Annotated in this window: 11 protein-coding genes and 1 pseudogene; 6 read left to right on the top strand and 6 right to left on the bottom strand. The window is 71.7% G+C overall.

The features are described 5' to 3' along the window. Positions 1 to 49 precede the first annotated feature (49 nt). Positions 50 to 490 carry a VOC family protein gene (locus tag ACTT8P_RS20460; protein WP_442833126.1) on the bottom strand — a complete coding sequence of 147 codons (441 nt, stop codon included), beginning with the start codon at positions 488 to 490 and terminating at the stop codon, positions 50 to 52. Positions 491 to 724: 234 nt separating this feature from the next. On the opposite strand from ACTT8P_RS20460, the gene ACTT8P_RS20455 reads away from it, so the two are divergent. The 3 genes from ACTT8P_RS20455 to ACTT8P_RS20445 are packed head-to-tail and all read left to right on the top strand — an operon-like array spanning position 725 to position 3209. Further along, entirely contained in the window at positions 725 to 1573 is an 849-nt protein-coding gene (locus ACTT8P_RS20455; RefSeq protein ID WP_442833125.1) for an ABC transporter substrate-binding protein, read from the top strand. Next, positions 1570 to 2409 carry an amino acid ABC transporter permease gene (locus ACTT8P_RS20450; RefSeq protein WP_442833124.1) on the top strand — a complete coding sequence of 280 codons (840 nt, stop codon included), beginning with the start codon at positions 1570 to 1572 and terminating at the stop codon, positions 2407 to 2409. The genes ACTT8P_RS20455 and ACTT8P_RS20450 overlap by 4 nt, the downstream gene beginning before the upstream one ends. After that, positions 2406 to 3209, top strand: a complete 804-nt coding sequence (locus ACTT8P_RS20445; protein WP_442833123.1) for an amino acid ABC transporter ATP-binding protein — start codon at positions 2406 to 2408, stop codon at positions 3207 to 3209. The genes ACTT8P_RS20450 and ACTT8P_RS20445 overlap by 4 nt, the downstream gene beginning before the upstream one ends. Positions 3210 to 3426: 217 nt before the next feature. Here the strand turns inward: ACTT8P_RS20445 and ACTT8P_RS20440 are convergent, their stop codons facing one another. Together ACTT8P_RS20440 and ACTT8P_RS20435 are read right to left on the bottom strand one after the other, a co-directional pair. Further along, positions 3427 to 5364, bottom strand: a complete 1938-nt coding sequence (locus ACTT8P_RS20440) for a CASTOR/POLLUX-related putative ion channel (RefSeq protein WP_442833122.1) — start codon at positions 5362 to 5364, stop codon at positions 3427 to 3429. Between the two features lie 227 nt (positions 5365 to 5591). Further along, positions 5592 to 6869 carry a prolyl oligopeptidase family serine peptidase gene (locus ACTT8P_RS20435; protein WP_442833121.1) on the bottom strand — a complete coding sequence of 426 codons (1278 nt, stop codon included), beginning with the start codon at positions 6867 to 6869 and terminating at the stop codon, positions 5592 to 5594. Positions 6870 to 7560: 691 nt separating this feature from the next. On the opposite strand from ACTT8P_RS20435, the gene ACTT8P_RS20430 reads away from it, so the two are divergent. Together ACTT8P_RS20430 and ACTT8P_RS20425 are read left to right on the top strand one after the other, a co-directional pair. Further along, entirely contained in the window at positions 7561 to 8307 is a 747-nt protein-coding gene (locus ACTT8P_RS20430) for a phosphotransferase family protein (protein WP_442833120.1), read from the top strand. Positions 8308 to 8570: 263 nt separating this feature from the next. Next, positions 8571 to 9399 (top strand): annotated as a pseudogene (locus ACTT8P_RS20425) (ATP-binding cassette domain-containing protein); the annotation flags it as partial. A gap of 55 nt (positions 9400 to 9454) precedes the next feature. Here the strand turns inward: ACTT8P_RS20425 and ACTT8P_RS20420 are convergent. The 3 genes from ACTT8P_RS20420 to ACTT8P_RS20410 form a co-directional block, all read right to left on the bottom strand. Further along, entirely contained in the window at positions 9455 to 10360 is a 906-nt protein-coding gene (locus ACTT8P_RS20420; protein WP_442833119.1) for a squalene/phytoene synthase family protein, read from the bottom strand. Between the two features lie 49 nt (positions 10361 to 10409). After that, positions 10410 to 10934: a 2'-5' RNA ligase family protein gene (locus ACTT8P_RS20415; protein ID WP_442833118.1), complete on the bottom strand. Its 525-nt coding sequence runs from the start codon at positions 10932 to 10934 to the stop codon at positions 10410 to 10412. 505 nt (positions 10935 to 11439) lie between these two features. Then, entirely contained in the window at positions 11440 to 11772 is a 333-nt protein-coding gene (locus ACTT8P_RS20410; protein WP_442833117.1) for a DUF6233 domain-containing protein, read from the bottom strand. A gap of 369 nt (positions 11773 to 12141) precedes the next feature. On the opposite strand from ACTT8P_RS20410, the gene ACTT8P_RS20405 reads away from it, so the two are divergent. Further along, entirely contained in the window at positions 12142 to 12567 is a 426-nt protein-coding gene (locus tag ACTT8P_RS20405; protein WP_442833116.1) for a MarR family winged helix-turn-helix transcriptional regulator, read from the top strand. Positions 12568 to 12590 lie beyond the last annotated feature (23 nt).

Genomic DNA, 12590 nt, shown 5'->3' with positions numbered 1-12590 from the left:
GGTGGCTCCGCAGAACTCGTCAGCGCACCGGCTCCGCCGCCGCCGGCCTTCAGCCGAGCTGCTCGGCCAGGCCGACGATGATGCCCTCGGGGCCACGGACGTAGCAGAGCCGGTAGCTGTCCTCGTACTGCGCCAGCTGGCCGACGAGTTCGGCGCCGTGCGTGCGCAGCCGGGCGACGGTGTCCTTGATGTCGTCGACGGCGAACATGACGCGGTGCGTGCCCAGGATGTTGTGCGGCTGGTCGCGCGGTCCGGTGCTGATCGCCGCGGGGCTGCGGTACTTCGCCAGCTCGAGTCGGCTGTGACTGTCCGGGGTCCGGAGCATCGCGATGTCGCAGTGGACGCCGTCGAGTCCGGTGCACTGGTCGGCGAAGAGACCCTCGACCTCCGTCCGGCCCTGCAGTTCCATGCCGAGTTCCACGAAGAACGCGATGGCGGCCTCCATGTCCTCGACCACGATGCCGACGTTGTCCATCCGCTGAATCGCCATGCTGGTGTCTCCTTCTTCTTCACGCCCCGGAGGGGCTGGTACCCCTGGGACGTAGCCGGTGACGTCTTCTCGACATCGTCCGCCACGAAGGTGAGCCGGGACGGGGAAGGGCTTGGCGTCGCGACGCTCCTGCTCGCGGATCAACTCCCGTGACAAGCCGTCGTTGGCCTTTCTCATAGATAACCTTATGATCCGAGATCATCGTCTCTCAGCTTCTCAACAGGAAGGCTCCCCGTGATCACGCTCCCCGGGCGCCACACCCGTGTCTTCGCCGCCGCCACCGCGGCGGCGGGGCTGCTGCTCGTGTCGGCCTGCACCTCCACCGACGACGGGGGCGCCTCGAAAACCACGGCCGGCGGAGTGGAACTGGTCAAGGCCGGCCGGCTCACCACGTGCACCCATCTGCCGTACCCGCCGTTCCAGTCGGAGATCGACGGCAAGGTGCAGGGCTTCGACGTGGCACTGATCGACCTGGTCGCCGATGCCCTCAAGGTGAAGCAGGAGATCCTCGACACGCCGTTCGAGAACTTCAAGACCGGCGCCTTCCTCAACTCCGGTGAGTGCGACCTGGCCGCGGCCGGCATGACCATCACCGAGGAACGCGAGAAGAACCTCGACTTCTCGGTCCCCTACTTCGACGCCACGCAGGCCGTGCTGGTCGACAAGAAGGCCGGTGTGACGTCGCTGGCCGACATCAGGGCCAAGAAGGTCAAGCTCGGCGCCCAGGCCCAGACCACCGGCGAGGAGTACGTCAAGAAGGAGGGCTTCGACCCGGTCTCCTTCGAGTCCTCCGACGCCGTCCTCAACGGTCTGCGCACCGGCCAGGTCAAGGCCGTGGTCATCGACTACCCGGTGGTGCAGGGCTGGTTGAAGGACAAGGCCACCGCCGACGCCTTCACGATGGTCGACAACCTGGAAACCGGTGAGCAGTACGGCATAGCCGTGAAGAAGGGCAACACCGCGCTCACCGAGGCCATCGACAAGGCGATCACCGATGCCAAGGCCGACGGCACGTACAAGAAGATCTACGAGCAGTGGATCGGTCCGTACGAGGCGGCGTCCGCCTCCCCGTCCGAGTCATGAGCGACGCCGGCCCCGGCATCGACACCGTGCCACGTCGTAAGGGGCTGAGCCGGCGGCAGAAACGGAGTCTGTCGCGCGGTGTGCAGTACGCCGTGTTCGTCGCCGCCGTGGTGGGCTTCGCGTTGTCCGCGGACTGGGGTCGGCTGCGCAACCAGTTCGCCCAGGCCGGCATCGCGGGGGAGATGTTCCCCGAGGTCATCACCCTGGCCCTGAAGAACACCGTCCTGTACACCGTGTCCGGCTTCGCGGTCGGGCTCGCGCTCGGCATGGTCATCGCGCTGATGCGGCTGTCGTCGGTCGGCCCCTACCGATGGCTGGCCGGCGTCTACATCGAGATCTTCCGGGGGCTGCCCGCCCTGCTGATCTTCATCTTCATCGGGGTCGCCATTCCGCTTGCCTTCCCCGGGACGGAGATCATCGGCGGCACCTACGGCAAGGTCGCCCTGGCGCTCGGCCTGGTCGCGGCGGCGTACATGGCCGAGACGATTCGGGCGGGCATCCAGGCCGTTCCCAAAGGGCAGATGGAGGCCGCGCGCTCACTCGGCTTCTCACCCGCCCGTGCCATGGTCTCGATCATCATTCCGCAGGCCTTCCGGATCATCCTGCCGCCGCTCACCAACGAACTGGTGCTGCTGTTCAAGGACTCCTCCCTGGTGCTGTTCCTCGGTGTCACGCTGCAAGAGCGCGAACTGTCCAAGTACGGCCGTGACCTCGCCAGTACGACCGCCAACTCCACGCCGATCCTCGTCGCCGGCCTGTGCTACCTGCTGGTGACGATCCCGCTCGGTTTCGTGGTACGCCGCATGGAGGCGAAAGCCCAGGAGGCCGTGAAATGAGCCGACCGGAGATCCGCGTCCAGGGCCTGCACAAGGCGTTCGGCGACAACGAGGTGCTGCGCGGCATCGACCTGGAGATCGGCCAGGGCGAGGTGGTGTGTGTCATCGGCCCGTCGGGCTCGGGCAAGTCCACGTTGCTGCGCTGCGTGAACCTGCTGGAGGAACCCACCCGGGGGCAGGTGTTCGTCGGCGGCACCGAACTCACCGACCCGGACGTCGACATCGATGCCGCACGCCGCCGTATCGGCATGGTCTTCCAGCAGTTCAACCTCTTCCCGCACCTCACGGTGACCGAGAACCTGACGCTCCCTCAGCGGCGGGTGCTGCGCCGGGACAAGGCGGCGGCCGGCCGGGTCGCCGCCGAGAATCTGGACCGGGTCGGCCTGGCGGAGAAGGCGCGCGCCTACCCGGCGTCGCTCTCCGGCGGCCAGCAGCAGCGCGTCGCCATCGCCCGCGCGCTGTCCATGGGCCCCTCTGTGATGCTGTTCGACGAGCCGACCTCGGCACTCGACCCGGAACTGGTCGGTGACGTCCTCGCGGTGATGCGGTCGCTCGCCCGTGAGGGCATGACCATGATGGTGGTGACGCACGAGATGTCCTTCGCCCGCGAGGTCGCCGACCGGGTGGTCTTCATGGACGGCGGCGTCGTCGTCGAGGACGGCACCCCGGCCCAGGTCATCGGCGCCCCGCGCCACGAACGCACCCGGCACTTCCTCTCCCGCCTCCTCGACCCCGCGCTGGCAGAGGTCGAGGAGGGCACCCCCGGACCGGACACCGACCCGGACCGACCGGGCAGGTGACGAGGCGACTCCTGCACGCGCCACCGGGCACCGCGCGGCTGAAGGCGGGCCGCCTCACCCAGTACGAGCAGCGGGTCGCCCAGGCACTGGGTGGTCCCGGCTCCGCTGCTGATCCGCAACGGCTCCCGCTCCCGCGCATCGGCGATCACGGTCGCGCGGTCCCGCGGTCGCGGCCCGAGATGGGCCCGGGTGGGCGGGGCGGGCGTGGCACGTCGGCTCAGGCCGAGGCCCGCTGGTCCGCCGCGTCGCCCTCGTCCGGTTCCGATCGTACGGCGGGCGCCGTGCGGTGGCCGCCGCCGGGAGCCGCCGGTCCGGCCGTCACCACCAGGATCTCGTCCCCGGCGGCCCAGACACGCCGGTCCGTGCCACCGGGGCACAGCCGCAGGCCGTCGGCGGGGCGCGGGGCAGCAGCGGCAGCGGCGCGGTAGCCGATCGCGCACTCGCCGCGCCGCAGCGCCGCCGCCATGACGGTCGCGAACGACGCCTCACGGCCGGGCAGCACGTACCGCTGCGCCGGGTGCAGCGCCAGCGCCCCGCCCCGGGTGTCGAAGAGCTCCTCGAACACAGCGGTCAGGCCGGGACGGTGGGCGATCTGTGCCAGCAGCAGAGCGGTCAGCTCGCCGCGCACGACGGCGTCGGTGACCGGGCCTGCGGGCACCACCGCCCGGCTGCGGATGTCGCACAACTCGGCCACCACCGCGGGCGCGCGGCCGGTGGCCGCCGCCACGGACCGCAGCATCAGCAGGGTCAGCAGGGTGCGGTCGTCCGGCCGGACCGGGCCGCCGTCGTGGTCGGCGCCGAGCACGATCACACTGTCGTAGTCGGCCAGGTCCACGCCGGTGAGGGAGTCCGGACGGTCGAGATCGCCGACGTGGTGCTCGACGTGGAGGCCCGCGGCGCCCCGGGAACGCGGGACGCGGATCCCGGCGGTGCCGGTCTCCGGTCCGGCGACGACGTCGAGGCGCGAGCCCGGCCGGACCGTGCGGCGCAGGGTCTCCACGAGGAGGGGTGCCCGCCGGTTCCAGCCCAGCAGCAGCATCCGCGACGGACGCTTCGGCCAGGCCCGGCCGGGCGCCATGGCGGAGGCGTCCACGGGGGCCCGGCAGGTGTCGAGCGGCACGGAGCGGCCGTCGTGGGCCACGGCCACCAGCCGGTCACCGGGCCGTACGAGCGTGCCGGGCGCCGGGGTGAGGACGGCGCGGCCGTCCGTCCGCAGCAGACCGACCGCGCATGTCTCCGGCCGGCGCAGCGCCAGTTCGTCGAAGGGGAGCCCGGCCGCCTCCGGGACGTCGAACAGGTGCAACTCGGCGCCGGAGAAGTCCAGCAAGTCGCGCAGCGCGGCCGAGAGCCCCGGCTGTCGCGCCGTCTGGACCAGCAGCTGCGTGGTGACGCGGTCGGTCTCCAGCACGGTGCCGCCGGGCCCCGCGGCCAGCTCGGCGGCGTACCGGTAGCGCTCCTCGCGGACGGCGGCGACCACCGGCGGACCGGGCCGGGCGCCGAGCAGCGCGCGCAGCGCGAGGAGCACCCGGACGACGGCCAGGTCGCCGTCGGGCCCCTCGTCGGGCAGGACCACCACGGTGCCCGCCGCCTGCGGAGCGACCAGCGCCAGCGCTTCGGGATCGGTCGGCGCCCCGGTGCGGCACACCAGCCGCACGCCGTCGGTGAGCCCCAGGGCGCCACGCAGCGCCCGCTCCATGTCGGTCGAGTCCAGGTCGGCCAGTACGGTGACCACGCCTCGCCCGCCGACGCCGCCGGCCGCGATCAGCTCCCCGACCACGGTGAACACATGCTCGGACCAGCCCAGTACCACCGCGTGACCACGCTCCAGGACCGTGGAGCGACCGCGTCTCAGCTCGGTGAGCCGGTCCCCGAGACCGGTGGTGACGACACCGACGACCGTCGACACGCACAGCAGGGCGATCAGCCCGAGCAGCACGGACAGCAGCATCCGCACCGGCGCGCCGGTCACCCCGCCCAGCCGCATGGTCTCCGCGCTGGTGCGCCACACGGCGAGCAGCCGGTCGGACAGCGAGCGCGGTGCGTCGGGATCGGTCCACACCAACAGGGCACTGACCGGGACGACGACCGCCAGGCAGCCCAGGGCGAGCCAGCCGAGCAGGGCCCCCGTGCTGCGCGCCAGCGTCCGGTCGAACACATAGCGTGCCCGATCACGTAAGGAAGCCTGGTCCTGCAACCGCCACACCCCCACCCCTCGTCCCCTCAACCGGTCCCGGCCACCAAAGCCTGCTGGGTGGAGCGCCGATGACGTGCCGGGCCATCACCACATTCACCCATACGGGGAGACCTTGAGAGGCAGCACACGTGTCTTGTGCGGGACTGTCCTGGGCTGGAGGAGTACGGCCCTGCCCGGGCGTGCCGCTGTCAGTGCCTGTGCCGGGCTGCCATCCACTGCCAGACGTGCGTCCCGCCGATGGCGGGGTCGTTGCGGGCGACGTAGATCCACGACCAGTGGCCGTCGAACCGGTGGCTGTTCCAGGTGACCTGGTCGTACAGCGTCATCAGCGAGCCGGGTATCAACTCGTGCGCGTGGACGGTGTTGGCCTGCGGGTCCACCGTGGTGTCGTCCCGGGAGGCGACGAGCCAGGTGGGTGTGCTGATCCTCGTCAGTTCGCTGTCGGGGATCAACGGTTCGTCACCGGGCCGGCGGGGCGTGACGACTCCGCAGACCGGTACGGAGGCGGCGAACAGGGTGGGGTAGGCGGTGGTCATCTTCAGGCTCATGTAGCCGCCGTTGCTACAGCCGGCGACGTAGACGCGGTCGGGGTCGACGTGGTTGTCGCGCGTGACGTCGCGGATGATCTCGTGGATGAGCGGGGCGAAGCGGGGGCCGTCCTGCATCCAGGCGGAGGTGCTCTGCGGGGCGAGGACGTACGCGCCGCCGAAGACGCGCTGCGCCTCGGGGGTGGCGAATCCCAGGGCGCCGCGGTTGGCCCGCAGCGTGGTCTCGTTGTCGTAGTAGCCGTCGGGCAGCGACGCGCCCTCGCCCCCGCCGTGCAGCCAGACGATCAGCGGGTGTCCGCCCCGTCGGGAGGAGCGGGGGCGGGTGGGTGAGTACAGCCGGTACTTCATGCCCGAGGCGGAGACGTGGGAGCTGAACGCGTCCACCTCGGGGTCCGAGAGCCGAGGGCTCTGCACGAAGTGGCCGATGGTGAGGGGCCGGTTGCCGCGCAGGGTGATCGGCGTGTGCTGAGTGATGGTGTACGTGAGGTCGAGCACCAAGTTGCGGCCCCTGCCCGCGAGGTAGCCCAGCGTGCCGCCCCCGCTCTGCCCCTCGGCGTGGCTCAGTTCGAGCACGATGTCGCCGCGGTGGTCGAGCCGGACGGCGGTCACCATGCGGTCGAGGTCGTACTCCCCGAAGATCACGTCATCGGCGCCGACGGGGATCGGGCTGGTGGCTCTGGCGTGCACGCCGAAGGTGGCGGTGGTCAGCCGGGACGGGTCGATCGGGCCGAGCCGGGCGGTCCTGAGGGTGACCGAGGTGACCTGTTCGCCGCCGTCGAGCACCTGGGCGTTGAGGGCGAACCGCACGCCGGTCGGCGTGCGGTCGTCGGCGTGGACGGTGCCGCCGGGCAGTGACAGGCCGACGGCGGCGCCCGCGCCGGCGGCGAGAACGGCGCGACGGTTGAGCGGTGCTGCCATACGGGCTCCTTGGGTGAGGGAGGCTGTGTCGCGGCCTCGGTGCGGGCCCCGGGGGCGGCCGCTGACGAGTCGACCGCGGCTCACCCCACGGGCGAGGAGACTGTGAAGTGTCATGAGCGGGACAGGGTCGAGCGTCCCCGGCAGACTACCTGCGCCGCCGCGCGGCGGACAGGTGCGGGAAGGAAGGTCACCGGTGGCGGTCCGGTGGCGGTCGGGGAGAGGTCAGGGAGCGTGTGCGGCCCGCTCCGGGTCAGGCCAGGCACTGAGGCGGAGCGATCCGACCGTCCGGCTCGGCTGCTTGGCTGCTCGGCTACTGGGGCCCGACCACGGCCGCCCGGACCGTAGCCGACGGGTGACGTCCACCGGTGCGACGGCGAGGCACCCATTCCGCCCCCGTGCCGCCGTTGATCGCCACTCTGAGGGGACTGGCCAGGAAGGCGATCACCGCCGCCACCTCGCGCGGTTCGACGACCCGTCCGATGGAGACGGACGCGGCGGTCCGCTCCTCCACCTCCGCCGGATCACCCCCGTGGCGGCCGCCCGATCGCCAGGTTGTCCAGCCAGGCACGGGTCCGCGTGGCGCCGGGCTGGACGGAGACCATGTTGCCCCTGTGCGGGCCGAGTTCGTCCGCCAGGTGCTGCGTCAGGAAACCCGGCGACGCCGGCGATCATCTGCGGGACACTGTCGCCCATGGATGAGGTCAAAGTCGTCGTCTCTCATTCCGAGCGTGCGACGCTGCGCGTCGGCGACGTGTTCTTGAAGGTGGACGCCGACCAGGCGCGCACCGACGTCGAGGTCGATGCGATGTCCCGCGCGCCGGTCCCGACCCCAGAGGTCCTGTGGCGCAAGCCGCCCGTGCTCGCGATCGCCGCACTCCCGGGGACCACGCTAGGGCGCCTCGGCGGGCCGGCGACCGGGTCGCCGGCGGCGTGGGCCGCGGCGGGCGCCGCCATCCGGAAGCTGCACGACGCGCCGCTGCCGCCCCGGGCGGGCCGGGCCGGGCGGAGCATCGCCGCGCTGGCGGCGGAACTCGGCGACGAGTGCGAGTCGCTCGTGACGAACGGCGTCCTGCCGGCCGACCTGGTCACCCGCAACCGCCAGGTCGCCGAGGCCGCGCTGCGACCGTGGACTCCGGCGTTCACGCACGGCGACCTGCAGATCGCGCACGTCTTCGTCGACGGCGACGAGGTCACCGGCATCATCGACTGGTCCGAGGCGGGCCAGGGCGATGCCCTGTACGACCTCGCCACCTTCACGCTCGGACACGAGGAGCACCTCGACGGCGTCGTCGCCGGTTATGGCACCGCCATCGACCTCGACGTGATCCAGGCGTGGTGGTCCTTGCGCAGCCTGCTGGCAGTTCGCTGGCTGACCGAGCACGGCTTCGATCCCTTCGCGCCGGGCTGTGAGGCCGACGTGCTGAGATCCCGGATGTGAGGCGGCGCGGGTCCGACTGCCCCGTATACGTTCTCCCACATCGAGCACGCCATGCTCTGAGGCACATCGCTTGCTTTCAATGTCGGCCTCAACGCGAACTGACACACCGTCAACCCCGAAGGTCCAGGAGCCTCCTGCTGTCAGGAATCGTTACTCCTCATCGACGACGCCGGAGCGCATGGTGAAGATCTGGTCCAGGCCGACGATGGCGAGGATGCGCCGGGTGTCGGTGAGGACATCGGCCAGGATCACGTCGGCGCCGACGGTACGGCAGCCTGGTCGAACAAGGTGCGGCCGGAGACGTACTGACGCCCCCCGCACAGCCCTACACCCGCACGCTGCTCGCCGCCGTCCCCCGCGTCGACCCGGTACGGCCGTGGACGACGTGTCCCTGACCGTCCGCCGCGGCGAGACCCTTGGCATCGTCGGCGAGAGCGGCAGCGGCAAGACCATGCTCGGCCGGATGCTGGTCGGGCGGGCTGGAGCCCACGACTGGGCAGCTCCGCTTCGGCGAGCACCCGCCCACGGGCGTCGACCCGTCCGTCCAGATGGTCTTCCAGGGCCCGGTCTCCTCCCTCACCCCGCGCCGGAGCATCGGCGAGTCGACAGCCGACCGCTGCGCGAGCGCGACGAGCCGCACGTCACCGGGGGTGTGACGGAACTGCTGGAACGCGTCGGCCTGGCAGCGGCGGCACAACGACCGCTACCCGCACGAGTTCAGCGGCGGCCAGCGTCAACGCGTCGGCATCGCCCGGCCCCTGGCGGCCGGCCCCCGGGTCATCGTCTGCGACGTGCCGGTCTCCGCGCCGGACGTCGCACCCAGGCACAGGTCGCCGCCCTGCTCGGCGAACTTCAGCGCGAACTCGGGCTCGCGCTCGCCTTCATCGCCCACGCCCTCGCCGTGGTCCGCCAGGTCAGCGACCGTGTCGCGGTGATGCGCCACGGCCGGATCGCCAAGACCGGACCCGCGGACGAGGTCCACGATCACCCCGGGACCCGTACACCAGACACCTGCTGGCCGCCGTACCCGCGCTCGGTCCCGCAGTGGCCGCCCGGCGCCGGGCGCAGCGGGCGGAACTGACCTCGGCGTGACACATCGGCGGGTGGCTCGGGCTCGGCCGAGTGACCGGCCCGACCGACCGGCCCGTCACCCGCCGCTGCCCAGCAGCGCACGCACCAGGGTCCGCGCCGCCCCCGTCTTCGGCGGACCGGCCGCCGCGCGCAGGAGCGCCGGTCCGCGTTCGCGTGCGGCGTCCGCCGTGAGCAGCTCGATCTCGATCAGGGCCCGCACCAGCCGTCGGCTGCCGGCCGGGACCAGCCCCGTCAGCCGCCTGCTCTCCAGGAGCGCGGCACGGGCCAGACCGAGCTGATCGTCCAGCAACTCCGGCAGGCCGGCGGGGGAGCGCCCCGCGGCCAGGTCGTCCGGCGTGACGGAGAACTTCTCCAGCGTGCTCGCCGCAATGCCCAGGCGCCCGTCCCGCAGGTCCTCGGCGAGATCGTTGACGAAGTCGAGCCGCTGGCTGCCGTCGATGAACATCCGGCACGCCGCCCGGTACCGCCCGTCGTCGTCGCCGTCCGGCCCCAGCAACTCGGCCACCAGCATGAACGCCGGAAGGGAGTAGGCGTCCACGTACGACTGGTAGTCGTCCTCCGTCGCGAAGCCGGCGAACTCCAGCTCGGCCCTCGCGGTGGACAGGTACTCCTCCACCGCCCATCCGAGCCGGGGGCGGGCGGCGACGGTGAACAACAGCGTGCGGACCAGCGCGTCGTCACTCGTACCGGCCGTCAGCCCGTCGCGCACCCGCCGCTCCCAGGCAGCCCACGCCGCCTCACGGTGCGGTCGCGGACCGGTGTCCAGGAGGTTGTCGCCGTGGTGCATCACGGCCGTCATCGCGACCACGTGCGGCAACACCGGCCGCGGCAGCAGCAGACGAACGGCCAGGTAGGAGGCCGGCCGGAACCGCGCCACCAGCCGCCGCTGCTCCTCGTAGTCCCGGCGCGCCCCGGGATCGGTGACGCCGGCCGCGGTCAGGCTTCTGCTCCACTTGCTCACACGTCGATCGTAGGCGTCCGCGCCGCCGCGGCACCGCAGCCCATGTGAGTCATCCGATCATCTCCAGGGCGCCGGTCTCGGTGTCATAGCTGCGCAGGGTGGTGAGCCAGACCGGGGCCGGCGGTGTCGGCAGCAGCGCGGCGACCCGGCGCCCGGCGAAGGCACCCGCCCGCCGCGTACGGCCGAGGGTGATGTGCGGGCTCCAGCGCGTGGGGTCGTGCAGCGGGTTGAGCGTCCCGGGCGGGCTGTCCGAGACCACCGCGTCCCACACCCGCCCGTGCAGGCCGGCCAGGGCGGCGTCCAGTTCGAGCGCCCAGGCCAGCACCGAGGTCGGCCGCTCGAAGCGGACCACGCCGGTGAACCGCACCGGCAGCGGCAGGGCGGCCGCCACCCCGGCGAGCTCCCAGCGGATCGCTGCGGTCAGCTCCGGGCACGCGGCCAGGGTGAGGTGCGGGCTGTTGGTCGGTGAGCGGTGGCGTGCCTGGCTGGGCAGCCCCGCCTCCGCGAGCCGCCGCCAGGCGTCCCGGACGACGAGATCGGCCGCCCCGTCCAGCAACAGCTCGATCGTGCGCATCGGAGCAGCCTACCGGCGATGCCCCGCTCCACCCACGATGCATGATCCTCCGCTCTTGAGCGCGCTGGACTTCCGGGACTGGTGCGGCCGTTCAAGGGACTCAGCGCGCGCGGGCGCGGTCCGGGCCGGCTCCTGCCCGTGCGCGCGCCGCATCCCCACCGTCCAGGCGGGCGGTGGGCAACTGGTGGAGAACGCCGCGAAATTCGCCCCGCCGGCAGCGAGTCGATCGAGGCGGTCGGCATTGGATGCGCGAGCCACGCACTGGCGGGCTGCGCCGGATCCCCCCGGTTGGGACGGAACGGCCGGCGGCGACCTCGCGCGTTGCCGAGGCCACCGCGGAGTCGGACATCGTCCGGCCGGTCGACGGCTTCGTCTTCACTTCGGAACAGCAGTCGCGTATCGACGGTGCCGCCGCGGTATTCGTGGCCGGCCGATCGCGTGAGACGCTTCGGATTCGAGTGGGCCGTGCAGGGCCGGGGGATCGGCCACCAGCGGCGGCGGCTGGTCAGGTGGCGGGTTCCTGTGCGGGAAGATCGGGCAGCAGCCCCCGTGATGGCCACTCCAGCAAGCCCAGCGCCGTATCCGGACGGCAGCGATCGGATCCGGCGACCGCCCAGCGGTCACCCGTGTGCACCGCGTCGATGTTCTTCGGGTTCAGACCGTGCTGGAGCAGCCATTCCGGGGGCGGCTGGCGCATCTTCTCACCGCGCCGGCGCTCCGCGTCACGCCGCTCCTCTTTCGCGGTCCATCCGTCGATCTGCCGTAGCGCAGCCGTCGCCTGCTGCTCGCTTACCCGGCTGGTGAACCGCAGCAGCTCCAGACGAGAAGGATCGCTCACGCGTTCGGATGTGCGCCCATGTGGGGGAGCGTCACTGTGAGTTCAGTTGATAGGTGCCCCCCGTGCCCGCGCGGGGCACGGGGGCGAGTCCTGCTCGGGGCTCGGATGGCCGTTTATCCTTCGACTGCCTCTGGCGACGTAGCTGTATCGCCTGTCCGGCCAGGATGGCCTGACGCGACGGTGAGCGGCAGTTCGTGCACCTTGCCTGCGGGGCTCAACGCCAGGACCAGCCAGGAGACGGCCCGCGGTACCGTCATCACTCACATGGTGGGACGAATACCAATGGCCGAGCCTGGAAGGCCGCCTAGTACAGACTGCCGGCCCGCGACGAGTAGGCTGATCGTTCGTCTTCGGACCGGGGAGGTCGGCGTGGACTATGGCGACAAGCTCTTCTGGCTCTCGGTTGTGATTCAACGCAAGTACGCGGAGATCTGCGCCGAGTTCGACCTGACCCCCTCGCAGGCCACGCTGCTCTGCGCAGTCAGGAACGAGCCGCGGCAGATGGCTGACCTCGCCGCGTCGTTGGGTATGACCAAGAACGCATTGAGCCAGCTGGTCGATCGCACCGCGCGGCGCGAGTTGGTCGGCCGGGCAAGCTCGGCGCAGGACCGACGGGTCGTCATGCTCAGTGCGACGCCCACGGGGAAGGTGCTCGGTGAGGCCGTTTACGCCGAGATCGCCAAGCGCCTGCCCGAGATCGCGAGGAACCTCGACGCCGACGACCAGCGCGACTTTGAGCGCGTGGCCACCGCCATCGTGGACACCTCGGACCTCTCTTCGCCCACCTCGAACTGACCCATCACCGCCATGAGGTCCCG

Origin of the sequence: Streptomyces sp. JW3 (assembly GCF_052216785.1) — a bacterium.
Classification (GTDB): domain Bacteria; phylum Actinomycetota; class Actinomycetes; order Streptomycetales; family Streptomycetaceae; genus Streptomyces.
Note: the sequence above shows the minus strand (reverse complement) of the source record. Positions and strands in the feature narration are given on the sequence as shown.

What these genes read in the sequence shown, in the direction of transcription:
- ACTT8P_RS20460 (WP_442833126.1), bottom strand. Translation starts at nt 490, where the DNA reads ATGGCGATTCAGCGGATGGACAACGTCGGCATCGTGGTCGAGGACATG.
- ACTT8P_RS20450 (WP_442833124.1), top strand. Translation starts at nt 1,570, where the DNA reads ATGAGCGACGCCGGCCCCGGCATCGACACCGTGCCACGTCGTAAGGGG.
- ACTT8P_RS20445 (WP_442833123.1), top strand. Translation starts at nt 2,406, where the DNA reads ATGAGCCGACCGGAGATCCGCGTCCAGGGCCTGCACAAGGCGTTCGGC.
- ACTT8P_RS20435 (WP_442833121.1), bottom strand. Translation starts at nt 6,869, where the DNA reads ATGGCAGCACCGCTCAACCGTCGCGCCGTTCTCGCCGCCGGCGCGGGC.
- ACTT8P_RS20430 (WP_442833120.1), top strand. Translation starts at nt 7,561, where the DNA reads ATGGATGAGGTCAAAGTCGTCGTCTCTCATTCCGAGCGTGCGACGCTG.
- ACTT8P_RS20415 (WP_442833118.1), bottom strand. Translation starts at nt 10,934, where the DNA reads ATGCGCACGATCGAGCTGTTGCTGGACGGGGCGGCCGATCTCGTCGTC.